The organism is Bacteroidota bacterium, assembly GCA_013696965.1.
Lineage (GTDB): Bacteria > Bacteroidota > Bacteroidia > JACCXN01 > JACCXN01 > JACCXN01.
In genome coordinates, this window is record JACCXN010000014.1 from 1 (window position 1) to 25,400 (window position 25,400).

Consider the following 25,400-nt stretch of genomic DNA (forward strand, 5'->3'; position numbering starts at 1 on the left):
CCTTATGATACATTTAATGCACGGAAGTTCGATACATTTCAATTTTTATCCTATCCTGAATAACCGTCCGAAAGATTCCAAGGATTTTGGTTTTTAAACATAAGAAATTAGATTGTGATAAACATAGAATTATTCCGAAAGCATTAAGAAGAAATTAACAAAAACCAAAATCCGTCTGGTCATTCAAAACATTCAAGGATTTGACTTAATCAACAGGGTTTGAATATTAGAAATATCAACTAAAATCTTAAAATTTTTCGAAAGTAATTACGGTTTCAAATCCGAATTTTTTGAATGGACGCATTATGCTCAACGTTTTGCAGCTACCCGAAGGGCGGGACTTTTACCACAAAACTTGATTTGAAAAACTAAACTTTCATTAACCACAAAACTGTCTTTGGAACACGAAACCCCGCCTTTTGGGTAGGTGCTGTTATGCGGTCGGCTTTCTTGTCCTTCGGTCATTTTTATTGTCAGGTTATAAGTGGTCTATTGGCTTATGGTCTATTGCGTTATTGTCCTTGTCGAATGTGATAAATGAGTTTTGTGCAATTTCAAGTATGTTACCTTCAACGTCTGCGAAATAAAAAAATAGTCCGCCAAATGGAGGTTCTGTCGGCTCTTTAAGAATTTTTACTTTGTCTTTAAGTTGGTCATACAGATTTAAAACTTCTTCTTTACTGTCAACATTGTAGCCAATTGTCACGGAACGAAAACCTTGTCCGTTGTGGTCAACTCCAATAAAGTCGGCAAGCATTTTTCTGTCGCAAATGCTCAATAAAAAACCATTGAGTTTGTAAAATGCTATGTCTTTGTTCTCTGCAACTGTCGTCCAACCTAAAACTTGTCCGTAAAAATTTTTCATTGCGTTCAAGTCGTCCGCTCCAATTGTCAATACACTTATTCTTTGTTCCATTTCTGTCATTTTCTGTTTCGTATGTGTCGTCTTTTAAGCTGCCGCATAACGTTTTGCAGCTACAAGAAGTTGGCGATTTCGGAGACGAAAACTGTCTGCCACCACAAAACTTGATACGAAGCACAAAGCTTCATTTAACCACTGAACCGCCAATTTTTTGTAGGTGCTGTTATAGGGCGTTTTTCTTCTCACTGTCAATATATTGTATCGTCTCTTAATTGTATTTCATTATTCAGCCCAAAACTAAATGTTCGATAAATCTCAGTTTCCAAATTCAAAAAACTAAAATCAATGTCTCTGAATATTTGCTTTATTTTCCGTCTACACTTCTTAATTTCTCTTTTGTCTTCCAGATAATCACTAAGTCCAAGTGATTTTTTAAGAGTTGGTTTATCGTAGGCGGAAAGATTTACATTCTTTAATTTACCATTTTTTCCAAAAGTCAACCGATAATCTTCAAAACATTCAATTTTATTAAGTTCAATATTTCGTTTTTTTAGCTCAGAGTTTATATAATTGTCTACTGTGTCTTTTATAGATTTCATATAATCCCTTTGAGGTTGACTTTTCTTCCAGCTTTCAGATTGTCGGTCTGTCATTTTATACATCATTCTGTAACCGTCACGAGAGTATGTTTTTCCTTTTGGTAATTTACTTTCAAAACTGTCATAAAGAGAGTCAAGCTGAAAAGTTGATTTTAAAGTTTGATAATTGTTTAAAATAATGTTTTTAAATTCCACACTGTCATTTTGTCCCCAGGGACAATGGAAAGTTTGTTTCGTATATTTTCCGTTAATATTGAATTGAAAAATTAATCCATTGCAATGCAAAAAATTACGTTGCCAAGAAGCTATTAAAGTGTCTGTTGGAATTTCTGGCTGTCCTGTTCTAATGAACTTTTCTACAATATTTTCAACGTTTGATTGTTCTAAATCTATTTGTTCAATTACATATTGGTATTCTTTATTCTGGTCGTAATCATTGTCTTTATTTTTTACGCTTATGTATTCAGTTGAGTAGTTCGTTAATTTTCCGTGATATTTTGAGTTGTCAGAACTGTAAAAGTCAATTATTTGTCCGGTCAATGAGATACGAAAATGAGATTTGAATTTTGTAGTTTGAATTGGTTGTAGGTCAAAATAGAAACTATCAAGTTGCTCGCTTGAAACAGTTCTCCAAGTATAATTCTCATCAATTAATTTTGTCCGTAACCCGTTTTCTTGTCCACTTGCAAAAATGGCCAAGAACAAGAAAAGTATTATTGTCAAGGTTACTTTCATTTGTGTCACGGTCGTCTTTTAAAATGCCCTATAACTTGCATATACCCGAATTCAATGTTCGGTTATCATGTCAAATATAGGAAGATAACCGAACATTTTACACATTTTATTTTTTTGCCTTTTTTCATAAATAATCAAATGGTGAAATTATTTTTTGTATGCTTTTTGTACTAACATGGGTATAAATCTCGGTTGTTTTGCTGTGGCTGTGACCCAATATTTCTTGTATGTACCGCAAATTAGTTCCATTTTCCAACAAATGTGTTGCATAACTATGACGCAACCAATGCAATGTAACAGGTTTTTTGATTCCTGCTTTTATTAGACTCTTTTTTAATACTTGCTGCAAACTTCTTTCATCATACATCGCTCCTGCTTTTGCACCTTCAAATAAATATATTTGTGGTTTAAAAATTATGTAATATTCCCGCAATAGCACTATTATTTTTTCACTTAATGGTACAATCCTGTCTTTTTTACCCTTTGAGTTTTTTATAATTAAAATATTCCTTTTAGAATCCACATTCCCGGGTTTTAACCGCAAGGCCTCTCCACTTCTCAAACCACAGGAATATATTAGGCTCAGCATGGCTTTATGCTTAATGTTTTTTGGAGAATTTAATATTGCTTTCACCTCTTCCTTACTTAATACATTGGGTAATTGTTTTGCCCGTTTGGGCCTGTGTATTATTTTTATATCAATTACTGAGCCGGCTATTTTCCTGAAAAATAGTTTTATTCCATTTACAAACTGGTTCTGGTAAGAAGCAGAATAATTATTTGCCAGTATATAATGGTTGTCAAAATGCACCAGGTCTTCATTATCAATATCTTTTATTTCTTTGTCTGCAAAATATCTTAAAAAAGTACCTAATGCCCCCGAATAGGTATTTATGGTGCTTTCGCTGTATCTCTTTGAGCGCATCCATAAAATAAACTTTTCAATTTTTTGCTTTTTCTCTTCCGACAATTCGGCCAGTTCTATTGGCTTTGCTTTTTGTGATGCTGTCTGTGTTTTGTTTTGGGGCTTTCTGAAAAACAATGTGGAGTCTATTAATGCTTTACCTTTGAAAACACTGAAAATTTTTTTAAGGTTTTCGGAACTGTTTTGGATATACCAGCATTTTTTGCTTTCGCTCCATGTAGCTCCTATATATTTTGCCGCTGCTATCAGTTCTGCATCTTTTTCAAATATTAATGCTATTTGCTGCTTATTGTTATGGATCAAATGTTGTAAAACCAATTTTTGCATATGATAGTTTTTTGTCTTTAAGTTAACATTTTATCAGAAAGAATAAAAGTCAAATAATAAAACAGGAATTGTAATTTAAGACACTATTTAACTTTCATAACAAAATTTAAAAACCAAATGAGTACTTATCCATGTAATAAAATTTAGAAAAAAAGTAACTCTTGATACCCTTTGATGAATGTAATTTGAAATAGCTTTTTAAATCAACTTCTCTCTCATCCCATTAAGAATATATTACTTGAATTTAAGCAATTTAATTCAGTTTACAAGTAGTAATATTCAATATAAAATCATGAGTAATAAAATCAATAAAGAGGGTAAAATATCAACATTTTAAAAAAAAGTTAGTACCCAAAAAAGGATAGTTTGTGCCTTTTGAAATGGAATAAAGATTATTAAATAAAGTGATGGATTTATAAGTTTATAAGAAATTCTAGGATCTTAAATAAGTTTTGCCGAATATGGAGTTTTATCAGAAGATCAAGTCAGACAATTAATAGGGATATTTGGAACAAACCAATATAACGAAGTACGACTGGTATTGAGAATAAGAAAAACATGTTTTTAGAAGCAAAGACAAAATATAAATTATGACATATTGTCAAAGTAAAGTGAGAATAAAACAAGACTAAAAGTAAACCAAAAGTAAACTGAATAAAAAAAGGGTTTCAGAAATATTCCGAAACCCTTTGATTTTACTGGTGGAGAATACCGGATTCGAACCGGTGACCCCTTGCCTGCCAGGCAAGTACTCTAGCCAACTGAGCTAATTCCCCTTATTGTTTTGCAAAAGTATAAAATAAACAATTACTATTAGAATATTAACTGAATAAAATCAATCAATATTTTATTTAAGGGGTTTAATCTGGCTGACCTATAAAAACAAAGTAAATTTTTTAAGGCCTTTTTTATTGCTTTTTAAGTGATTACCTCTGTCCAAAAATTTCTTCCAGCGTTTCATCATCAATTGTTGACTTATCAGGATAACCGGTTTTTGTAGAAGGGATAAACATTAATTTTTTGGTATATTTATTTTTCTTTCCCCGCATAAAATCAGTGGCAGTTTTAGTATAAAAATCCCTTGCACTTTCCGGACTTCTTTTTCCCGTTGCAACTTCATGCGCTAGGTTCAGAGCCAGGTAATTCATTGGCTCTTTGTCACATGTGGCCGACATAATACCTTTTGTTCTTTTAATAATAATGCTTCCATCATAATTTGCTATTTCTGCAAGTTTTTCTGAAGGTAAATCATAATTTATGCTCTGTTCTAACACATCCTTATGTGGCATTGGAAAATTATGATCTATTTCTTCTCTATAAACAATAGTTTCTCTAAAATCACCCTTATTGTGCCATATTAAACGGTAGTTTGTAATTTCATCAGGCACTCCATATTCTTCTAACATGGCCTGTGCCGCTTCATTGGCTGTTCCGGGCCAATCCTTTACATGCTCACTTACAGTTTGCTTTGTCCATTCTTGCTGAAGTAAGGTTGAGGCACCTGCTTTCTTTTGAATTTCATCACAGGAAGTATGGGCAGAGATAATTCCAGTTACTGCAATAGCGAGTATGAATTTTGTTTTTATCATAGTGTATATTATTAGTATAGAATTTCTGTTTTAAGGAAAAACAATGCCAAATTCATGAATGGCCTTTTGTTTATTGACCTTGCTTCCATTGCTTGTTTTTTACAGACCATTAATTAAATGTTTTTTAGAGTGTGGGAAAACAAGTTTATTCTTTTACACATTTTGAGAAAAAAAATCTCATTTTTTGATTCGATTATCTTTAATTCAACCAAATATTAAATTGGTAAGGTTTTATTAAATCACCTTTACTAAATTTTTATTGGCTGCAATGTTTGAATTTCTACTAATTCTTATTATATCTCTATTTGTTACTTCTTTATTTTCTATTTATATAGAAAAAATATTGTTTTAGGAGGTTTTTGGCTATTGTTGATTTTGACCGTTTTAGCTGCATGGTCAGCAAGGTTATGGATAAAACCAATTGGTCCGCTTCTATTTGGAGTGGCATGGATACCTGTACTGTTTTTTGTTCTGCTTTTGGTAATAGCGAGGTATTAAAAAAATGACTTATGTGAATAATGCAACTTTTTTCTCTAATAGTGTAACAGCTTAAGTTTGTAAGATGTTCAATTTTGCAATCTTATAATTAATTCTGTATCTTAATCAAAAATCAATAAAAAAACCGAACATGAAAACCATGAAAATTTTTAAACAAGCATTTTTTTGTATAGTTATTTTTAGTTTATTAATATCCTCTTGCAGTGAGCAACGATATACCTATTATGGAATAAATAAACATAGAACGGCAAAAGCAAAATTAGATAAGCCAGCTTCAATACATACACCGGTAGAGGCTGCAAATATAAGTGTTTTTGAAAAAGAAGAAAGTACTATAGAACCACTTGCGGAAGTAAGTAAAAGCGGGGAGGAACCAAGTACAAAGACACAAAAAAGAACCGTTGCCAAAAAAGTAACAAAGGCAATTGATCAAACGCTAACTTCACCTTTTAAAACATTTGCAAATGTTGTTCCGGCAAAAATGAATAAGGTGTTTCCAACAAACAGCAATACAATGGAAATTAAGGCTGGAAATAATGATGGCAGAAGTCTACTTTGGGTTATTATTGTTGTAATATTAATTTTATGGTTGCTTGGTTTTCTTGTAGGAAATGTGGGTTCATTGATTCACCTTTTACTTGTAGTTGCTTTAATCCTAATTATACTTACGCTTTTAGGGGTAATATAAAACAGGAATGGGCATGGGCCCCTTCGCGTTTTTTGAATGTGAAAAATCAAGCAAAGGCGCAAGATCTTAGCACAAAGATCGCTAAGTGGTTTGAATTTTTTTTAAGTCAAAGATCGCTAAGCGTTGTGAAAATTAATTAGTCTTAAAAGCAGGGGAATAAATTTTAGGTAAAGACTGTTAAGCGGTATAAGGTTGAAACAATGGAAAAAGAAAGAGGCTGCAATTTGCAGCCTCTTTTAATTAATAAAAAAACAAGGATTAAAATTATTCTACAACCACTTTTATACTTTGATTGTTTTCAGTTAGAATGATATAAAAGCCAGAAGCCATTGTAGAGGTATCTATTTTAGTTATATTTTTTGCCTTCATTATCTCCTCACCCTTGCTATTAATTACCCGAACATTTGTTTGATTACTAAACATAATGGATTGTCCTTGTGAAACAGGGTTTGGATAAACTAAAATCTGATTTTCTTTTGAGCTCAAGTTATTCACCCCAACTGGAGTTGTTGTAGTTTCACTTCCTGAAAGTGCCATTGTTAAATATTTTTCAGGAGTACAACTGTATTCATAAATTGCAAAGTGATAGGTAGTGGTAGCATTTAGTCCAGTAACACTAACCGTATTTCCATTGCCATTATAAACAACAAAGCTATTGCCTAATTCTGTGCCAGGGGTGCCATATACTGAGCTGGCGCTGTAATTGTTTGCGTTCTCCGGAATATCATCAATGCTTGTGTTTTCTTGGGCAAGAACGATTCTGTCACCACCATTTCCATTGGCCCAGTTTAAAGTAAGAGAGGACTCAGTGAATGCAGAAAACGTAAGATCGTTTGAAGCCAAATCAGGATTAAGACATGGAGGAGTTGAGGAATACCACTGAATAGAAGTTGTTTCCCCTAATGTTTTATCATAAACCAGTGTGAGTAAAGGAACTCCAATATTAGAATCATTTGTCCACCAGTTATAAGTGTGAGAAGAATCCGAAGTATTGTTTAATAAGATCCAGGATCCAAAAATTTTGCCCCATGTTGAATCAACGTTTAATGCTGCTTCATAATAACGGATAGAAGGAAAAGTGCCTTCAGGTGTTATAATATCTCCCCATCCATCTGCTGTAACGGTATAAATTTTTGTGTTTTTAATTCTCACTGAATCAAATGTTGATCCCCTCTGGAATGGTTATAGAGTAATTTCTTAAATGAGAAAAAGCTGAATTGTAAGTTGAGGAAATTCAAGAACTTTTTCATTTGGATTAAAGGGAACATCAAATCCTGAAAAATGAGCTCCCACTATGGTTAATTCACTTGAATTATTTTTTAAATAAATATAATTTAAATTCTCATCCTCTGCCGCAACAGTAGCAGTGGCAAAAGCCCCGGTATTTGGTGTGGCTGCAGGGTCAACCAAGTTGTAGCTAGCAAAAGTATGCGCATTTACACCTGAAAAATTCCATGTTTGATTAGCTCCTGCAGATCCAGGCAATAAGATTGGACTTTCGTCATTTACTTGAAAATAGGCAGTTCCAATTTGAGCAACATCTGCACTGTTAATGGTTATTTGTGCCTGAACCTGGAATAATGAAAAAAGGCCAAATGCACTTGAAAGTAATTTTGCTTTCATTTAGTTTATATTTAAAGTTTAAGGCTAAAATATTATTTTTTAATTGAAAAGCAATAAAAAATGTTCTAAAATTTTGAATCAAATTGATTTTGATTAATATGAAATTCAAATAGCTTCAGGAATAACAATAGATACACCTGGGCCATCAAGCTGATATATTTTTAATCCATTGAGCCTGAATTTAATATTTTGCTGCCCTGAATTCCATAAGTAACATACTATTTTGTTTATTTTACCGGGAATTGGGCCGCTTATTAATTGATAATTTAGTGTAGAATTATGCCAATTGTATTTCAGCCAGTTCAAGGGAATTCTTTTGTAATAGGAGCCCTGATCACCCTCTATTGAAAAAACCAACCATCCCTTAAATGGTTTTTCAATATAATCAATTTTTAAATCAAATGAAGCAAGCAGTGGATTTTGATTTTCAAAACTTGTATCACTTAAAGCAAAGAATTCAAAAAATTCAGCATATCCCTGCATCCATTCCAAGGTATCAACAGAACCAATCAAGTTTCTTTGAATAGTTTCTTTTCTTTTCAATAAGGTAAAGCCCCAATCCAAATCCTCATCCAATTCTGTGTAGTAATCTTTATAATAAGCCTGATTTTTTTTATTTGAAATGGAGTAATCACAATTTAATTGCATAGTCTCTGCGGGGTCGGCAAGATTTAAAAATCCATTGTTACGGTAATTGTTAAAAGCAAAAAACAATTCTGTCATTCTATGCCCTCCAATAGTGATTTTTTCTGAATGTAGTTTTTGTTCCTCTACCAGGCGGGTATAGAATCTATCTGGAATTGTTTCATAATTTACAAGGGAATGTTTGGTAATATTAAAACTGAATAAAAAATGAGATAGAAATAATACGATTACTGGAAATCCTGCAATTTTAAGGAAAACTGGTTTTAACTGATCCAATGTAAAAGCCAGTATTAAGATAAAAAACAGGTAAAAAAACAAGCCGGTTCTGTCTTCAGGGTAATTGATTCCTAATATTATTTTCATCAAAAAAAATGCAATTATTAACAATGTAATTATCGAAGAAAATAATAATGAAGGAGTTGCAAAGAGCTCAATTGGATTTTTGATTTTTTTAACATTTAAAATCAAGGAAGTTATTATCAGAGCTATTGAAACAAACAAAATAAGCATTGTTAAATAAACCTGATCAGTGCCAGTGAGCAAGTTTATTAAAGAAACAAAAGTCACTTGTAAATAGCTTTCTCCCTCTCCATAATACAGTGCATTATTATTTTGAAGATGAATGGAAAACAGAAACCAAAAAAGGATTAATACGAATTGAAAAATATTTACAGCGATGTTTTCAATTTTAAAAAGTTTCTTTTTTAAAAACTGAAAAAGAAGTACAAACAGAGTAAGTAAAACAATAGCGATAATAAGAATTAAGTTAGCACTAAGGGCCAACTGAATAAACAAGTAACCAAAGGCGATGTTTTTAATTCCTTCCTTTTTAAAATAATCCATTAAATAGGAAATCCCTAAAACAAGCAGGGACATAGAAAGCCCATAACCTCTTGTTACTGAATAAAAACTTAACCAATGAAAAGAAATTAACAAGCCCCCAACAAGTATGTATTTTGAAAGTGTATTGTGAAGATGTATAGAAATACGCCAAACAGCTATTGCCAATACAACTATTGCCAGCAAATTAGGAACCCTTAAGGAAAAAGGAGAATCGCCAAAAAATGTAAAGCAAATCCAGCTCAAGAAGCTGTTTAATACATGATTATTTGCATCAACATGAGAAAGATAGGGCAAAAATTCTCCTGTTTGTATGTAATAATAAAAGCTGGCTGCTTCATCATGGGTAATAGGGAGAAGGAAGCTTCGCACTCCTGTAATTGTTAAAACAGCAATTGAAACGATTAAAAAAGCGATTAAAAAAAGTTTATCCTGGGTGTTTTTAATTGAAAGCATACTTAAATTTATTTTAAGCAAATATGTGAAATTTTATTGGTAAATCAATGGTATTGGAGATTATCTGGAGTATTCCAAAGATCAATTATTTTACCATTTTAATACTTCGGATAATTCGTATTATTACCTAAAATAAAAATCTGGGCTTAGAACAATAAAAAAACAAATTTTGAATTCAACCAATTAAGAGTGAAGCTGATTTAAATTCCAGCTTTTATTTTTAAAAAAATAACTGTAATTTAAATTTTTTAAACATAAAATTTTCCACCATGACTCCTTTAGAATTACTTAAAAAATATTTTGGTTATGATAGTTTCCGCCCTTTGCAAAAGGAGATTGTGGAAATGGTAATGGCTAAAAAGGATGTGGTTACTCTTATGCCAACAGGAAGTGGAAAATCGGTATGTTTTCAGATTCCAGCTATGGCAATGGAGGGAACCTGTTTGGTAGTTTCTCCTCTTATTGCATTGATGAAGGATCAGGTTGAAGGCCTGAAAGCAAACGGGGTAAAGGCTGCTTTTTTAAATAGCAGTTTGTCTGAAAATCAGGAAGAAGAAGTGATACAGAAGTGCTTAAAAGGAGAAATCAAGCTGCTTTACCTTTCACCCGAAAAAACAGTATCAGCTTTGAATTCTTTTCTTAGTCAGTTAAATTTATCCTTGATTGCTATTGATGAAGCTCATTGCGTTTCACAATGGGGGCATGATTTCCGACCAGAATATACAAGGTTAAAAAGCCTAAGGGAGAAGTTTCCTGAAGTTCCCATTATTGCTCTTACTGCTACTGCTGATAAAGTTACACGAAAGGATATTATTACCCAACTCGCCTTGAATAATCCTGATGTTTTCATCTCCTCTTTCGATCGGCCGAATTTGAGCCTTGAGGTAAGGGCAGGAGTAGCTGATAAGGATAAGGTAAAACAGATAATTGACTTTATAAATAAAAAACCTGGGGAATCGGGGATAATCTATTGTCTTTCCCGAAATGGAACGGAGAAACTTTCTGCTCAGTTAAATAGCTCTGGTATTTCCTGTGCGCATTACCATGCAGGTATGAGTAGTACCGAAAGATCACGGGTTCAGGAAAATTTTATTAACGATGAAACTCCTGTAATTTGTGCCACCATTGCCTTTGGTATGGGCATAGATAAGTCTAATGTTAGGTGGGTTATCCATTTTAACCTTCCCAAAAACATTGAAGGGTATTATCAGGAAATCGGAAGGGCCGGCCGCGATGGGCTAAAAAGCGAGACTGTTCTATATTACAGCCTAAAGGATATTATTATGCTGAATAAATTTGCCATGGAAAGCGGGCAGTCAAAATTAAACATGGAAAAGCTTAAACGCATGCAGCAATTCTCAGAAGCGGGAATTTGCCGCAGAAAAATACTGCTTAATTATTTTGGTGAAACTGTTTCAAAGGATTGTGGAAATTGCGATGTTTGCCACAACCCTCCCCAATATATTGATGGAACCATACTAGCGCAAAAAGCGCTTTCAGCTATTACTAGAATGGGAGGAAGTACTGGAACAACAATGTTGATTAATGTTTTAAGAGGTTCGCATAATTATGAGGTAATTGAAAAAGGCTATGATAAAATAAAAACTTATGGAGCAGGAAAAGATCTTGGTTATGATGCCTGGTATCAATATGTTTTGCAACTTCTTCAGCTTGGAATTATCGAAATGGCATACAACGAAAATTTTTCCTTGAAAATTACCCCTTTTGGCAAAATGGTTTTAGAGGGAAAAACAAAAATCAATATGGTGAATTTTAAACCAAAAGAAAAGGTAATAAAAAAAGCAAAAATAGCTAAAGCTCAATTATCAAAAGAAAACCCAAACAAGGAGAATAATTTATTTGAAGAGTTTAGACAATTACGTAAGCAAATTGCGGTAAGCGCAAATCTTCCTCCTTATATTATTTTTCATGATAAAACATTGCATGAAATGGTTTCCCAATTGCCTTGTACAAAAGAGGAAATGATAGCTATACCTGGAATCTCAGAAATTAAATTTGAAAAATATGGTAAAGAGTTTCTTAACTACATTAATAAAAAAAAACAAGTCTAAGCATTTGCCAGGTTTCCATAAATGATACCTTTAGGTTATAAAACCGCATTTTTATTTGATTTGTAAAAAACATTCTTTTTAAATAAATAATTTTTTGCGGTTATAATAGTATTGTTTGATCGATGTTTAAGGGTTTGTTACTCCCTTAAAATAGTTTTCCTGAAATTTTTTATCCTCAGATTAATTCAAAAAATCAATACAGAACAACCTAAATTTAGAATAATGAACTATATTTATGCTGTTAAAAATTTCCAAAAAGAATGAATTTTAAAAATTTACTGATTGTAATTGTTTTGTTTTTTTGCTCTTTTAGCATTAATGCACAAGATTTTAAATCCTTATTTAAAAAAGCGAATAAGGAATATAAGAATGCCAATTATAAAAATGCCGATTTGCTTCTTACAGACGCTCTTGCAATCAATCCGGATAATTACAACGCTCTTTTGTTACATGGAAAAACATTATACAGTCTGGAGAAATTTTCTCAGGCTGCTTCAAAATATGCTGCTGCTATTAAAATAGAGCCTAAAGATCGTGAAATCCAAATTGTTCTTATAGAATGTTATATCTTATCAGAAGATTTTGAAAAAGCGGAAAAGACAGCGTTCATTTATCTTGAAAACAGCAACAATAATTTACAGGCTACAAAAAACAGGAATTTACAGGTTTTAAAATATAGAACTCTTGCCCTGATTCATTTGAAAGATTTTCCTTCGGCCCTGGAGGATTGCAAAAAGGCATTACAAATTGATAAAAGTGATTATTATGTTATGTTTTTAAAAGCAGTTGCAACGGACAGTATAAAGGATTATGAGGGTGCAAGGTTAATTTATGAAAAAGCAATTGTTCTTTTGGATGAATCAAAAGGAACACCAAAGCCTATACACCAGCCTTATTTTTTCAATTTAGGTGTTGTTTACTGTCATCTGGGTCTTTATGACTTATCTCTTGCTAGCTTTAAAAGAGCTATTAAGGTTGATCCTGAAGATAAATCGTACCCAAAAGATTATATTTTGTATGCTTCAAGATCAAAAACCTTTTTGAGCAAAAAAGAGTATTCTGATGCAATAAGCGATCTGAATAAGTCCATTGCTGCGAATAATCAATACAGTGAAGCATTTGAAATGAGGGCAAAAGTATATCATCAGACTAGCCAGTTCTTGAGTGCCATTAGCGATTATACCAAAGCTCTTTTTTTTACTGAAAAGTTTGAATATTACAAAGGCCGAGGCGAATGTTATTATGAACTGGGTCAATATGAAAATGCATTAAAAGATTATAAATCTGCAGCCCTTATTCATCCTGGTGATGCTGAACTTAAGCTTGCTATTGAAACTGTTTCAAAACAACAATATGAATCCACACGAGAATCTATTCCTCCTTTTATTAAATTAACCTGGCCTTTGGTAGATTCACAAGGTTTTATTAATCTTTCTTTGGAGCAGCAGGAAACCATTTTATTGGGTGAGATAAAGGACCAGAGTTTAATAAAAACAATTAAAGTAAACGGTGAGCATGCAGTATATACTAAAAGTCAGCTAAATCCTGAGTTTTCTTTTACACTTAAAAACAAGTCCACCAGTGTACTTGAAATAGTTGTAAGAGATGTTTATGACAATGAAAACAAAGTGAATTATAAAGTAGGCAAAGTACTTTCTGATGCAAAACTGAGATTTGATTTTTCAGGAAAAATAATCGGTGAAGGTGAAAAGCTTGAACCGCTTGCTAATCTTACTATTTTCCTTTTAAATAAGAAAGGAGAAAAAGTTGCAGAAACAAAAACTGACCTTTTTGGTAATTTCGTTTTTTTGGCACTTCCTTATGATAAATCTGAATTTGTTCTAATGCCTGATACACTTGACACGCATCTTCATAAATTTGAAAGAATTATTATTGCAGATAAAAACGATATTCCTGTACTTATTGCTGAAAACATGAAGGACTTAAAGGCATTTAAATTTGATGTTATGCCCTATAATCCCACCATGCTTTCTCTTATGAGTGTAGATGATGTTCCTTTAAATATCAACATTAAAGGAAAATTAGTAAATGGCGATGATTATAAAACACCTCTTGCTGATTATACCATTCATCTTATTAATGAAAAAGGAGAAATTGTAGACACGAAAAAAACGGATGCTTTTGGAGCTTTTCTTTTCTCACGAATTTCCAAATCAAGTAATTATTCTGTGAAACTAGATATTGTGGATGCTGGAAAACTGGACTTTTCAAAAGTTGTATTAACAGATGAGAAAGGAACAGTTATTCAGGAAATTGGAAAGAATCACTTCGGAGAATTTTCTTATAAAATCCTTCCTGCCGATCAATTTTACCTCTCATCCATAACAGAGGAAGACCCATGGATGCGCGTGCGTAATTTGGGTAAAAAGAAAAAGGAACTTGCCATTACTGAAAATATTTATTACGAATCAGGAAAGTGGAGTATTCTTCCAGAGGCCCAAATAGTTCTTGAAAAAGTCATTAGTGTATTGAAAGAAAATCCTAAAGTAACTATCACAGTTGAATCTCACACTGATTCACAAGCCAGCGATGATTTTAATTTAGAACTTTCGAACAAAAGAGCAAATGCTGTAGCTGAACATTTAATAAAGGCAGGAGTTGATAAAATGAGGATTACAGGTAAAGGATATGGAGAAACCCAACTTACAAACCGCTGTGCTAACGAAGTAGATTGCTCATCAATCGAACATGGGCAGAACAGAAGAACTGTTTTTCAGCTTATATACAAAGAATAGACTTACATAACTTCCTTCTTGTTTATAGTTCAAACCCCGCATTTTATTTGAATTTAAACCCTGGTATTGATTTAAGGGTTTTTGATTTCAATTCATTTGTAGGCTAAAAAGTGGTTTTTTATAAATGCTCATTTTCAGAATTGAAAAAACCCTGTTCCATCTTTTTTAGTAAGCAACAAAAAAATCGGAACTAAAACTTCAAAATCATATATTTGCACTCCTTTGAACAAAACTGAAAACAGCATGTCAACAGAAGAAAGAATAAATTCATCAAAAGCTCCAGAACCAGTAGGTTTATATCCTCATGCCCGCAGGGTAGGAAATTTGCTTTTTCTATCAGGGGTAGGCCCAAGGGAAAGAGGCGCAAAAAAAATTCCAGGTGTTGATTTGAATGAAATGGGAGAAATTGTTTCTTATGATATTGAGGCACAATGCCATTCTGTCTTTAAAAATATCAGGTATATCCTGGAAGATGCAGGATCAAGTTGGGATAAAATTGTGGATGTAACGGTTTTTTTAACCAATATGAAAGATGATTTTAAAACCTACAACCGCATTTATGCAGAATATTTCAAGGACAATCAACCCTGTAGAACAACATTGGAAATTAATTGCCTTCCTACTCCCATTGCAATTGAGCTTAAGGTAATTGCTACAATTTAATATTATTTGGCAATACAAATCGTTAAAATTTTATGAGTAAAAAATTTAAAGAATATAAAAAATTAGATTTACCTGCCATTGCCGATGAGGTACTGGCTACCTGGAAAAGGGAGCATACCTTTGAAAAGAGTGTCACTAATCGTGAAGGGGCTAACAATTTCGTCTTTTACGAGGGGCCTCCTTCTGCAAATGGCCTTCCTGGGATTCACCATGTAATGGCCCGGTCAATCAAAGATATTTTTTGCCGATATAAAACACTAAAAGGCTTTCAGGTAAAACGTAAGGCTGGATGGGACACACATGGGTTGCCAATTGAACTTGGGGTTGAAAAATCGCTCGGAATTACAAAGGAAGACATCGGAAAAAAAATTTCCATTGAAGATTACAACAATGCCTGCCGTAAAGATGTAATGAAATACACTGGTATTTGGAATGATCTAACTGAAAAAATGGGCTATTGGGTGGATATGGAAAACCCCTATGTTACCTATGAGAACAGCTATATAGAAAGTGTATGGAATTTATTAAGCAAGATCTTCGAAAAAGGAATGCTTTATAAAGGATATACTATTCAGCCTTATTCCCCTGCAGCAGGTACTGGTTTGAGTAGTCATGAAATAAATCAGCCGGGATGTTACAGGAATATTAAAGACACAACCGTTGTTGCCCAGTTTAAGGCCATAAGAAACCAAAACTCTGAATTTCTTTTTGAAAAATCAGAATCAGCGCCTTACTTAATTGCATGGACAACTACCCCCTGGACTTTGCCCTCCAATACTGCATTGGCCGTTGGAAGCAATATAGACTATGTATTGGTAAAAACTTTTAATCAGTACACTTTTGAGCCTATTTATGTTATCCTGGCAAAAAATCTTTTGGGAAAACATTTTCCTGAAAAAAATTCTGAATTGGAACTTAAGGATTACAAGCCCGGAGATAAAAATATTCCTTATAAAATCATCGATCAATTCAAAGGCTCTGCTTTAGAGGGCATAAGATACGAACAACTAATGCCCTATGCCCAGCCTGCTGATGGTGATTCTTTCAGGATAATTATCGGAGATTTTGTTACAACAGAAGATGGAACAGGAATAGTGCATATTGCACCAAGTTTTGGTTCTGATGATTTCAGGGTGGCAGCCAAAAATAAAATTGGTTCTCTTACTTTGGTAGATACTCAGGGAAAATTCAAACCTGAAGTAACAGATTATGCAGGAGAATATGTGAAGGAACAATATATTGAACCTGAAAAATTCACTACGGAATACAAGCCCGTTGATGTTAAGATTGCCATTAAATTAAAGGAAGAAAACAAAGCGTTTAAAGTAGAAAAGTATGAACACAGTTATCCGCATTGCTGGAGAACCGATAAACCAATTCTCTACTATCCGCTTGATTCCTGGTTTATAAAAACTACTGCTGTAAAGGACAGGTTAATTGAATTGAATAAAACCATTAACTGGAAACCCTCATCAACAGGTACTGGTCGTTTTGGAAATTGGTTGGAAAACCTCATGGATTGGAATCTTTCGCGTTCCAGGTATTGGGGTATTCCTATTCCAATATGGACTACTGAGGGAAAATCAGAACAAATATGCATAGGCTCAGCAGAGCAGTTAAAAACTGAAATAGATAAATCAATTGCTGCTGGTTTTATGGTGAATAACCCTTTAAAGGATTTTAAACCAGGTGATTTTAGTAAAGAAAATTACACTAAGTTTGATTTGCACCGTCCTTATGTTGACGATATAATACTTGTTTCTGCTTCTGGAATTAAAATGCATAGGGAAACAGATCTTATTGATGTGTGGTTTGATTCAGGAGCAATGCCTTATGCCCAACTGCATTACCCTTTTGAAAACAAGGATTCCCTACCAGATAATTTTCCTGCAGATTTTATAGCAGAAGGTGTTGATCAAACAAGAGGTTGGTTCTTTACCCTGCATGCCATTTCCACGATGGTATTCGATTCTGTTGCATTTAAAAATGTTATTTCCAATGGTTTGGTTTTGGATAAGAACGGGCAAAAGATGTCAAAGCGCCTGGGTAATGCTGCTGATCCATTTGAAACACTTTCAAAGTACGGAGCAGATGCTACACGATGGTATATGATTACCAATTCACAACCATGGGATAATTTAAAATTTGATGTTGAAGGTATAATAGAAGTACAAAGAAAATTTTTCGGAACCTTATATAATACCTATAATTTTTTTGCTTTATATGCTAATATCGATGGTTTTAACTATAAGGAAGATGAAATTCCAATAAAAGACAGGCCTGAAATTGATCGATGGATATTATCCGTATTAAATACACTTATCAAAGAAGTAGATCAAGCCCTTGATGATTATGAATCAACAAAAGCGGGTAGAGCAATTCAGGAGTTTGTTGATGAACATTTAAGCAATTGGTATGTTCGGCTTTGTCGCAGAAGATTTTGGAAGGGGGAATATACAGAGGATAAAATTGCTGCCTACCAAACCCTGTACACCTGTCTTGAAGTAGTGGCCAAATTAGGTTCTGTTATTGCCCCATTTTTTATGGATAAATTGTTTAGCGATCTTAACCAAATAACCAAAAGAGAAAAAGCAGATTCTGTTCACCTAGGTGATTTTCCTGTTTGCAATTCTTCAATAATCGATAAGGAGTTGGAAGAAAGAATGGAGATAGCCCAAAAGATTTCCTCTATGGTTCTATCGCTTCGAAAAAAGCAAAATATTAGGGTTAGACAACCGCTGGGAAGAATTATGGTTCCAATATCTGATTCGCATTTTAAAACACTTCTTGAAAAAGTAAAAGACCTGATATTATCAGAAGTAAATGTAAAGCAAATGGAGTTTTTAACTGATACACAGGGCGTATTGTCAAAAAAAATAAAGCCAAATTTCAAATCTATTGGCCCAAAATATGGCAAGCAAATGAAAGCAATTGCTCAGGCTGTTGCCGAATTTGATCAGAATGATATTTCTTTAATTGAAAAAAACAGATCCTATAAATTTGATTTAAATGGGGAGACAATTTCCCTTGATTATGCTGATTTTGAAATAATTTCCGAAGACATACCAGGATGGTTGGTGGCAAGTGATGGAAAATTAACTGTGGCACTAGATATTAATATTAATCAACAATTAAAGGAAGAGGGACTTGCAAGGGAAATAATTAACCGAATTCAAAACCTTAGAAAAGAGAAGGGTTTAGAGGTTACAGACAAAATTGGATTAAAAATAAAGGCAGAGAAATCAATTAATTCCGCTATAAATAATAATTTAAATTATATTTGCACTGAAACCTTGGCATCAACATTGGAGATTGTCAATGAGTTAGACCCTACCACGAGCCAAGAGGTTGAAGTGGATGAGGAGGTAAAAACCTTGATTTCTATAATCAAGTTAAATTAAAATTATGGCAACAAAGAAAAAAAACACGGATAAAGGAAAGACTTTATCTAAACCAACAGCAAAAAAAAGTGTTGTAAAAGCAGGAACTACTACTAAGTCTGCACCAAAGAAAGCTGCTGCAAAGCCTGCGGCAAAGAAAGTCGCTGCAAAACCTGTGGCTAAGAAAGCCGCTGCAAAACCTGTGGCAAAGAAGGCTGCTGCAAAACCTGTGGCTAAGAAAGCTGCTGCAAAACCAGTGGCAAAGAAGGCTGCTGCAAAACCAGTAGCAAAGAAGGCTGCTGCAAAACCAGTGGTAAAGAAGGCCGCTGCAAAACCAGTGGCAAAGAAGGCTGTTGGAAAACCAGTGGCAAAGAAAGCAGTGGTTAAAAAGCCTGAAATTGCAATTGGTGCAAGTAAAACCATTAAGGGAAAAGCCGCTGAAAAAGTAAAACCGGTTAAAGCTGGAGCAAAAACAGAAAAAAACAGTTCAGTTCCTCTGGAGGTAGATAAATCACTTATGGCTAAAACAACCTCCAAGGCAGGTAGTTCAAGAAGAAGAGCAGGGAGACTTCCTAAGCCAAAGGTTGAAAAAGCTATTGGGATCAGAGATACAGAAGAAACCCATCCTGAGTTAAAAAAGCCGGCATCAAGACCAGAATTTTCAAGCCCTTATAACCGAAGAGTTTTGGCAACCAGGCCAGTTCCTGTAAAACAAAAAGAAGATAACCGTTCAAGATACTCAGATGAGGAGTTGTTGGAATTTAAAGGATTAATCATTCAAAAACTCACTGAAGCAAGAAAGGATTTTGATTTGTTAAAAGATAGTCTTTCCAATAAAACCAATGGTACTGATGACACCTCTCCTACTTTTAAATTACTTGAAGATGGATCAGATGTCTTAACCAAGGAGGAAACTGCACAGCTTGCCGTTCGTCAGCAAAAATTTATTCAGAATCTTGAAAATGCCCTGATAAGAATTGAAAATAAAACATATGGAATTTGCAGGGCTACTGGAAAATTAATTTCCAAAGACAGGCTAAGAGTGGTGCCTCACGCTACCTTAAGTATAGAAGCTAAAAACGCCCAATAAATAAAATAGGAACGAATATAATTCGTTCCTATTAAAAGAATTATTTGTAAACACAGTGAAAAAGCCTCTATTAATTATTTTTCTTGTTCTTCTTGTAGACCAGGTATCCAAAATATGGATTAAAACCAATATGCATTTAGGACAGGAATTCTCTGCCCTTGGCAATTGGTTTATTATCCATTTCACTGAAAATTATGGAATGGCCTTCGGGTTGGAATTTGCCGGTGAATATGGAAAATTGTTCCTGAGTGTTTTTAGAATAGTTGCAATTGGGGCCATTGCCTGGTATTTATACAAGCTTGTTAAGGAAAAAGTTCATGCCGGCCTTATTGTTAGTATTTCCCTGATTCTTGCAGGGGCCATAGGAAATATGATTGACAGTGCATTTTATGGTTTAATCTTTAGTGATAGTTTTAATCAGCTTGCCCAGTTTATGCCTGAAGAAGGAGGTTACTCTGGTTTTCTTCATGGTAGAGTAGTGGATATGTTATATTTTCCTATTTTAGAAGGATACTTTCCCGAATGGTTGCCTTTTTGGGGTGGAGAACATTTTTTGTTTTTCAGGCCTGTTTTTAATGTAGCTGATTCTGCCATTACCATTGGTGTTTTTATTTTGCTGTTTTTTCAAAAATCGTTTTTTAGCACCGATAGTGTGAAAACAAATGAAATTCAAAAAGAACAGACAAAAAATTCTGAAAGCATTTCAAATCCTGCATAAGGAAAAATTTCTTGCTTTTATTATACTTCCCGTGCTTTATCAATGTGCTTTTACAGTATTAAATTACTTTAATTTACAATGACTCGATATACTACTTCCATAGTTGCAGAAATAATTAACGGTACATTAATTCAACTTGCAAAGGATGAAATAATCAGAACTTTGCTTATTGACAGCAGGAAAATTGCATTCCCTGAAAATGCTTTGTTTTTTGCAATTAAAGGGGACAGGCACAATGGACATACCTACATTCCGGAACTTTATGAGAAAGGAATAAGAAATTTCATTACTGAGGATATTCCTCAGGATCTTTCCTTGTTTGAAAATGCTAATTTCATTCAGGTAAACAATGTTATTTTGGCCATTCAGAAACTGGCAGCATTTCACAGGGAAAAACACAATTTGAATGTTATTGCCATAACTGGGAGCAATGGAAAAACAATAATCAAAGAATGGTTATATCAGTTACTTAATGAAGATTTTAATATTGTAAGAAGTCCAAAGAGTTACAATTCACAGGTCGGTGTTCCTCTTTCTATTTGGCAGATTAATAAAGAGCATGATTTAGGTATTTTTGAAGCTGGAATTTCAAAGCCTGGTGAAATGCTCACCCTTGAAAAAATCATTAAACCCCAAATGGGAATATTTACCAATATTGGGGAGGCGCACGCTGAAAATTTTAAAAACCAGGCAGAAAAAATAAAGGAAAAACTTGATTTGTTTAATCATTCCGAAACCTTGATTTATTGTCGTGATTATATTTTATTAGGTCAGGAAATTCTTTTGCACCCGGGCTTAAAAAACATTAAACTCTTTACCTGGTCAAAAAAGGCCAAAGCCGACCTTCAAATTGCAAAGATTAATAAAATGCAGCAACAGACAGAGATTCAGGCCATATACAACATGAATTTTTTGCGCATTAAAATACCTTTTACTGATGAGGCTTCCATAGAAAATGCAATTCATTGTTGGTCCTATATGCTTTTCAAGGGTTATGATAATGAGTTTATAGCAAAGCGCATGTTATCGTTAAATCCTGTAGCTATGCGCCTTGAGCTTAAAGAAGGAATAAACAATTGTTCTGTAATTAACGATAGTTATAATTCAGATTTAGGTTCTTTATCAATTGCTTTGGATTTTTTAAATCAACAGCAGCAACATGAAAAAAAGACTTTGGTGTTATCCGACATCCTGCAAACAGGCAAAAATGAAGAACAGCTTTATTCAGAAGTTGCGCAAATGATTTCCAACCAGGGAATTAGCCGAATTGTAGGAATTGGGGAAGCAATTTCAAGGCAAGCAGGAAAATTTAATGTTCATAAGCTTTTTTTTAATGACACTGCTGATTTTCTCAAAAATTTCAGTTCTGATTTTTTTTCAAATGAAACTATTTTACTCAAAGGAGCAAGAGTGTTTGGCTTTGAGAAGATAAGTAAATTATTGCAACAAAAAGCTCATGAAACAGTATTGGAAATTAACCTTGATGCTGTGATTGACAATCTTAATTATTTCCGCTCTAAATTAAATCCATCCACTAAAATTGTTGCCATGGTAAAGGCTTTTAGTTATGGCAGTGGAAGTTTTGAAATAGCCAATTTACTTCAGTTCCATAGAATCGATTATTTAGCCGTAGCATACGCAGATGAAGCAATAGAATTAAGAAAGGCGGGAATCAAGACTCCAATAATGGTAATGAATCCCCTTGAACAAAGTTATGATGCTATGATTCATTACAAACTTGAACCAGAGATTTACAGTTTTAAAATACTTGACTTGTTTAGCGATGCAGTAAAAAGAAACTTATCACTACTGCAAGAGCCATTTCCGGTTCATTTAAAGCTCGATACAGGAATGCGAAGGCTTGGGTTTGATAAGCATGAAATAAACGAATTGGTAGTTAGAATAAAAAACAATAAAAACCTGGTGGTTAAATCAGTTTTTTCACATCTTTCTGCAAGTGATGAAGAAATACATGATGCTTTCACAAGGGAGCAAATCAGTTCTTTTAAAGAAATGAGTCAAAGGATTATTCAATATTTGGATTACCCAATTCTAAGGCATATTCTAAATTCTGCCGGCATTGTTCGATTCCCAGAATCTCAATTTGAAATGGTTAGATTAGGGGTTGGACTTTATGGCATTGGCGCAAATAAATACGAACAAAGCAGATTGAAAAATGTAAGCACGCTTAAAACCAGCATTTCCCAAATTAGAAATGTAAAGCAGGGTGAATCCATTGGATACAGTAGAAAAGCTATTGCAGCTTCTGAAATGAAAATTGCAATTGTACCCATAGGATATGCGGATGGTTATAACAGGGGTTTAAGCAATGGAAAAGGAAAAATGTTTGTAAATGGAAAAGAAGCAAAGGTTGTTGGAAATGTATGCATGGATATGTGCATGATTGACATTACAGGGGTGAATGCTAAAGAAGGAGATGAGGTTATTGTATTTGGTGCCGAATATCCCATTACAGACATTGCATTGGAGCTCAATACAATTCCCTATGAAATACTCACCAATGTTTCAAGAAGGGTTAAAAGAATTTATTTTCATGAATAAAAGTGATCTATGGAGCCAATTTCAGTTGTAATAATCACTTACAATGAAGAAAAAAATATTGGGAGGTGTCTGGACTCTTTAAAGCATATTACTGATGATATTGTAGTGGTTGATTCTTTTTCAACAGATAAAACCATGGCCTTGTGTAAAAAAGCGGGAGTTAATTTTATACAAAAGCCCTGGAAAGGTTATTCATTAACAAAAAATTATGCCAATAGCCAGGCAAAACACGATTGGATTTTATCAATAGATGCAGATGAAGCACTTACAGAAGAACTGCAAATTTCTATTGAACAAGTTAAAAAACAGTTAAATTCCCAAAGTGTTTATAAATTCAACAGGCTAATGAATTACTGCGGAAAATGGATTTATCATTCAGGTTGGTATCCTGACACCAAAATAAGACTTTTTAACAAGAAAGAGGTATGCTGGGAAGGTGATATTCACGAAACCTTGACTGTTCCACCTCATTTTACTGAAATTCTTTTAAAAGGCGACTTGTTGCATTATAGCTATTATACTATTCAAGAGCATTTCAAGCAAGCTGAGCGGTTTGCTCACCTTGCCGCAGATGTTTTGCACAGAAAAGGAAAAAAATCGTCATGGGCTCTTATTTTCGCTAAAACAGGGTTTAAGTTTTTCAGGAACTTTTTTTTGAAAAAAGGATTTATGGATGGTCTTACGGGTTTTACTATTTGTAGGATAACGGCCTGGGAAACCTACCAGAAATATTGCAGATTGAAGGGCTTAAATGAAAGTCTTTAAAATAAAATTATTTTTCATCTCTTGCCCCTAACAATAAAAGGCTGTTAAAAAAGGCAAAGAAAGTTACTCCTGCCTGGGTTTCCAAAGTGTCCTCAGAGATCATAGAAAATATCGCAATTACAAAAAAGACAAGATAGAAGTAGTTTTTGCTGTTTTTCTCACTTATAAATGGATAAACAAGGGAAAATAAAAAGTAAATTAACCCAATTAAACCCAGGGCAACAGCAATGGCCAAAAATTGATTGTGGGATCGGTGCCTGAATTTTTCGTTTAACTGCGTGTTGTTATTTAAGTACTGATCACTAAATGCCCAAAGTGGATCACCTGTTCCTACGCCAGTTAATATATTCCCTTTAATTATGCCTAAAGCTGTTCGCCAAAATTCAAAACGCATGGATACAGAATGTCCACTGGGATCATATCCCTTAAAATACCAATCCACTTCCCAGATTACCTGTCTTATCCTGTCATGAAGGCTTGATTTTTCTTGATAATCAACATTTGCAACACCATTTTCAATGGCAATAATCTCCTCTTGGGTTAGGGTTTTCAATGCCTGGGCATCTTTTCTCAATCCTTTGGAAGTTAAAAAACGCATGATTGTGTATTTAATGAAATGTCCCTTCCTGTCGATACTGTCAAAAGCAATTTGGCTTCTTTGATTCCAGTTTTCAGTTAGTTCATTCATTGCGATATAAATACGCACGTAATTCCCGTTTTCAATTTCCTGATTTTCAATATCATGAATATAAACTTCTCCACCAGCAGAATAAATTTCCAACTCATCTAAGCTCAGACGCTTGGGGCTGTAAAAGTCTTTTATTTCCAGTGCAACATAAACGGGCGGAATAATTAGTATGCCAAAAAGAAATAAAAGCCCGAAAACTTTATATTTCCCAGGCTGTTTTATTACCCAGAAGAAAAATATAGTTAATGCAACAAAGGAAGTAATAATTAATCCGGTAAGGGATTCCATCAAAACAAGAAAACAAATTAACCATATTGCAGCAAGCCCGAATACATACTTCAAATTTTCATGTTTATTGAAAAAGAAATAGATTGCAATAAAAAATCCCATGGCGATCATCAAACTAAATCGAATGTTTGAAATGAACAAAGATATTTGTCTTATGTCCGTAATTTCCACTCCTGTAAGGCCAAGGAAAACTATTGTACTTGAAAGGGTTGCTATAAATACAGAAAGCAGAAAAAATTTCAATATCCAATTTATTTTTTCTTTTGATAAGCCAGGAGAAGAAGAAATAATGAGAGGAAGCAGCAACAAAGGAATTTTCTTTTTCACATCTTCTAATCCATAAACCCAATTGCTGGAATATAAAAGTCCGAATACATGAATAATAAAAACCCCGCTTAAAACCAAAGCAGTTTTGTTTTTCAGAAAAAGATTAAATTTAGCCTTCAAATTGCCGCCTACTATCCAATTCAGAATAAGAATTATTTGGGCAATACTCATTAAAAGGTTCGAAAATGGCATTACAACAGTAAGTAGAATGAGCCCGGCAAAATAAATATTGCTGTGATTAATTTTACTGTTGATTTGCATTATCTCTTAATAAATCAGATGATGGTAAAGATGAAAAAGTCTT

The 25,400-nt window shown here is 33.7% G+C and carries 17 protein-coding genes and 1 tRNA gene; 9 read left to right on the top strand and 9 right to left on the bottom strand.

Annotation, left to right across the window (positions count from 1 at the left end):
• Nucleotides 1-478: 478 nt before the first annotated feature.
• The 5 genes from H0V01_02620 to H0V01_02640 form a co-directional block, all read right to left on the bottom strand.
• Nucleotides 479-916, bottom strand: coding sequence for a VOC family protein (locus tag H0V01_02620; GenBank protein MBA2582264.1), 438 nt, complete (start codon nt 914-916; stop codon nt 479-481).
• 194 nt (nt 917-1,110) lie between these two features.
• A complete protein-coding gene (locus tag H0V01_02625; GenBank protein MBA2582265.1) occupies nt 1,111-2,196 on the bottom strand; it encodes a hypothetical protein in 1,086 nt (361 codons plus the stop codon).
• A gap of 124 nt (nt 2,197-2,320) precedes the next feature.
• Nucleotides 2,321-3,448 (bottom strand): site-specific integrase, encoded by a 1,128-nt coding sequence (locus H0V01_02630; GenBank protein ID MBA2582266.1) that lies wholly within the window; start codon nt 3,446-3,448, stop codon nt 2,321-2,323.
• A 699-nt stretch (nt 3,449-4,147) separates the two neighbouring features.
• Nucleotides 4,148-4,224, bottom strand: a tRNA-Ala gene (locus tag H0V01_02635).
• A gap of 150 nt (nt 4,225-4,374) precedes the next feature.
• Nucleotides 4,375-5,037, bottom strand: coding sequence for a hypothetical protein (locus H0V01_02640; protein MBA2582267.1), 663 nt, complete (start codon nt 5,035-5,037; stop codon nt 4,375-4,377).
• Between the two features lie 1,012 nt (nt 5,038-6,049).
• Here H0V01_02640 and H0V01_02645 point away from each other — a divergent pair.
• On the top strand, nt 6,050-6,223 hold the full coding sequence (locus H0V01_02645; protein MBA2582268.1) for a lmo0937 family membrane protein: 174 nt from the start codon (nt 6,050-6,052) through the stop codon (nt 6,221-6,223).
• A 264-nt stretch (nt 6,224-6,487) separates the two neighbouring features.
• Here the strand turns inward: H0V01_02645 and H0V01_02650 are convergent, their stop codons facing one another.
• From H0V01_02650 to H0V01_02660, 3 genes are all read right to left on the bottom strand, one after another.
• Nucleotides 6,488-7,375 (bottom strand): T9SS type A sorting domain-containing protein, encoded by an 888-nt coding sequence (locus H0V01_02650; GenBank protein MBA2582269.1) that lies wholly within the window; start codon nt 7,373-7,375, stop codon nt 6,488-6,490.
• A 45-nt stretch (nt 7,376-7,420) separates the two neighbouring features.
• Nucleotides 7,421-7,846: a hypothetical protein gene (locus tag H0V01_02655; protein ID MBA2582270.1), complete on the bottom strand. Its 426-nt coding sequence runs from the start codon at nt 7,844-7,846 to the stop codon at nt 7,421-7,423.
• Between the two features lie 105 nt (nt 7,847-7,951).
• On the bottom strand, nt 7,952-9,787 hold the full coding sequence (locus H0V01_02660; GenBank protein ID MBA2582271.1) for a hypothetical protein: 1,836 nt from the start codon (nt 9,785-9,787) through the stop codon (nt 7,952-7,954).
• Between the two features lie 269 nt (nt 9,788-10,056).
• Between H0V01_02660 and recQ the strand changes: the two genes are divergently transcribed.
• From recQ to H0V01_02700, 8 genes are all read left to right on the top strand, one after another.
• Nucleotides 10,057-11,859 (top strand): DNA helicase RecQ, encoded by a 1,803-nt coding sequence (gene recQ / locus H0V01_02665; protein ID MBA2582272.1) that lies wholly within the window; start codon nt 10,057-10,059, stop codon nt 11,857-11,859.
• A gap of 260 nt (nt 11,860-12,119) precedes the next feature.
• Complete coding sequence (locus H0V01_02670; GenBank protein MBA2582273.1) at nt 12,120-14,615, top strand: tetratricopeptide repeat protein; 2,496 nt, start codon at nt 12,120-12,122, stop codon at nt 14,613-14,615.
• Between the two features lie 243 nt (nt 14,616-14,858).
• On the top strand, nt 14,859-15,278 hold the full coding sequence (locus tag H0V01_02675) for a RidA family protein (GenBank protein ID MBA2582274.1): 420 nt from the start codon (nt 14,859-14,861) through the stop codon (nt 15,276-15,278).
• 32 nt (nt 15,279-15,310) lie between these two features.
• Nucleotides 15,311-18,679, top strand: a complete 3,369-nt coding sequence (locus H0V01_02680) for an isoleucine--tRNA ligase (protein ID MBA2582275.1) — start codon at nt 15,311-15,313, stop codon at nt 18,677-18,679.
• 664 nt (nt 18,680-19,343) lie between these two features.
• Complete coding sequence (locus H0V01_02685; protein MBA2582276.1) at nt 19,344-19,748, top strand: TraR/DksA family transcriptional regulator; 405 nt, start codon at nt 19,344-19,346, stop codon at nt 19,746-19,748.
• A gap of 55 nt (nt 19,749-19,803) precedes the next feature.
• Complete coding sequence (locus tag H0V01_02690) at nt 19,804-20,466, top strand: lipoprotein signal peptidase (protein ID MBA2582277.1); 663 nt, start codon at nt 19,804-19,806, stop codon at nt 20,464-20,466.
• Between the two features lie 78 nt (nt 20,467-20,544).
• A complete protein-coding gene (locus H0V01_02695; protein ID MBA2582278.1) occupies nt 20,545-23,028 on the top strand; it encodes a bifunctional UDP-N-acetylmuramoyl-tripeptide:D-alanyl-D-alanine ligase/alanine racemase in 2,484 nt (827 codons plus the stop codon).
• A 9-nt stretch (nt 23,029-23,037) separates the two neighbouring features.
• On the top strand, nt 23,038-23,793 hold the full coding sequence (locus H0V01_02700; protein MBA2582279.1) for a glycosyltransferase family 2 protein: 756 nt from the start codon (nt 23,038-23,040) through the stop codon (nt 23,791-23,793).
• 7 nt (nt 23,794-23,800) lie between these two features.
• Here H0V01_02700 and H0V01_02705 read toward each other — a convergent pair whose 3' ends face one another.
• Nucleotides 23,801-25,357 (bottom strand): O-antigen ligase family protein, encoded by a 1,557-nt coding sequence (locus tag H0V01_02705; protein MBA2582280.1) that lies wholly within the window; start codon nt 25,355-25,357, stop codon nt 23,801-23,803.
• Between the last annotated feature and the right edge of the window lie 43 nt (nt 25,358-25,400).

Bases quoted from the DNA above. Each gene is read 5' to 3' on its own strand.
- H0V01_02655 (MBA2582270.1), bottom strand. From the start codon at position 7,846: ATGAAAGCAAAATTACTTTCAAGTGCATTTGGCCTTTTTTCATTATTC.
- H0V01_02645 (MBA2582268.1), top strand. From the start codon at position 6,050: ATGGAAATTAAGGCTGGAAATAATGATGGCAGAAGTCTACTTTGGGTT.
- H0V01_02630 (MBA2582266.1), bottom strand. From the start codon at position 3,448: ATGCAAAAATTGGTTTTACAACATTTGATCCATAACAATAAGCAGCAA.
- H0V01_02705 (MBA2582280.1), bottom strand. From the start codon at position 25,357: ATGCAAATCAACAGTAAAATTAATCACAGCAATATTTATTTTGCCGGG.
- H0V01_02625 (MBA2582265.1), bottom strand. From the start codon at position 2,196: ATGAAAGTAACCTTGACAATAATACTTTTCTTGTTCTTGGCCATTTTT.
- H0V01_02680 (MBA2582275.1), top strand. From the start codon at position 15,311: ATGAGTAAAAAATTTAAAGAATATAAAAAATTAGATTTACCTGCCATT.
- H0V01_02700 (MBA2582279.1), top strand. From the start codon at position 23,038: ATGGAGCCAATTTCAGTTGTAATAATCACTTACAATGAAGAAAAAAAT.
- H0V01_02640 (MBA2582267.1), bottom strand. From the start codon at position 5,037: ATGATAAAAACAAAATTCATACTCGCTATTGCAGTAACTGGAATTATC.
- recQ (MBA2582272.1), top strand. From the start codon at position 10,057: ATGACTCCTTTAGAATTACTTAAAAAATATTTTGGTTATGATAGTTTC.
- H0V01_02695 (MBA2582278.1), top strand. From the start codon at position 20,545: ATGACTCGATATACTACTTCCATAGTTGCAGAAATAATTAACGGTACA.
- H0V01_02670 (MBA2582273.1), top strand. From the start codon at position 12,120: ATGAATTTTAAAAATTTACTGATTGTAATTGTTTTGTTTTTTTGCTCT.
- H0V01_02675 (MBA2582274.1), top strand. From the start codon at position 14,859: ATGTCAACAGAAGAAAGAATAAATTCATCAAAAGCTCCAGAACCAGTA.
- H0V01_02620 (MBA2582264.1), bottom strand. From the start codon at position 916: ATGGAACAAAGAATAAGTGTATTGACAATTGGAGCGGACGACTTGAAC.
- H0V01_02660 (MBA2582271.1), bottom strand. From the start codon at position 9,787: ATGCTTTCAATTAAAAACACCCAGGATAAACTTTTTTTAATCGCTTTT.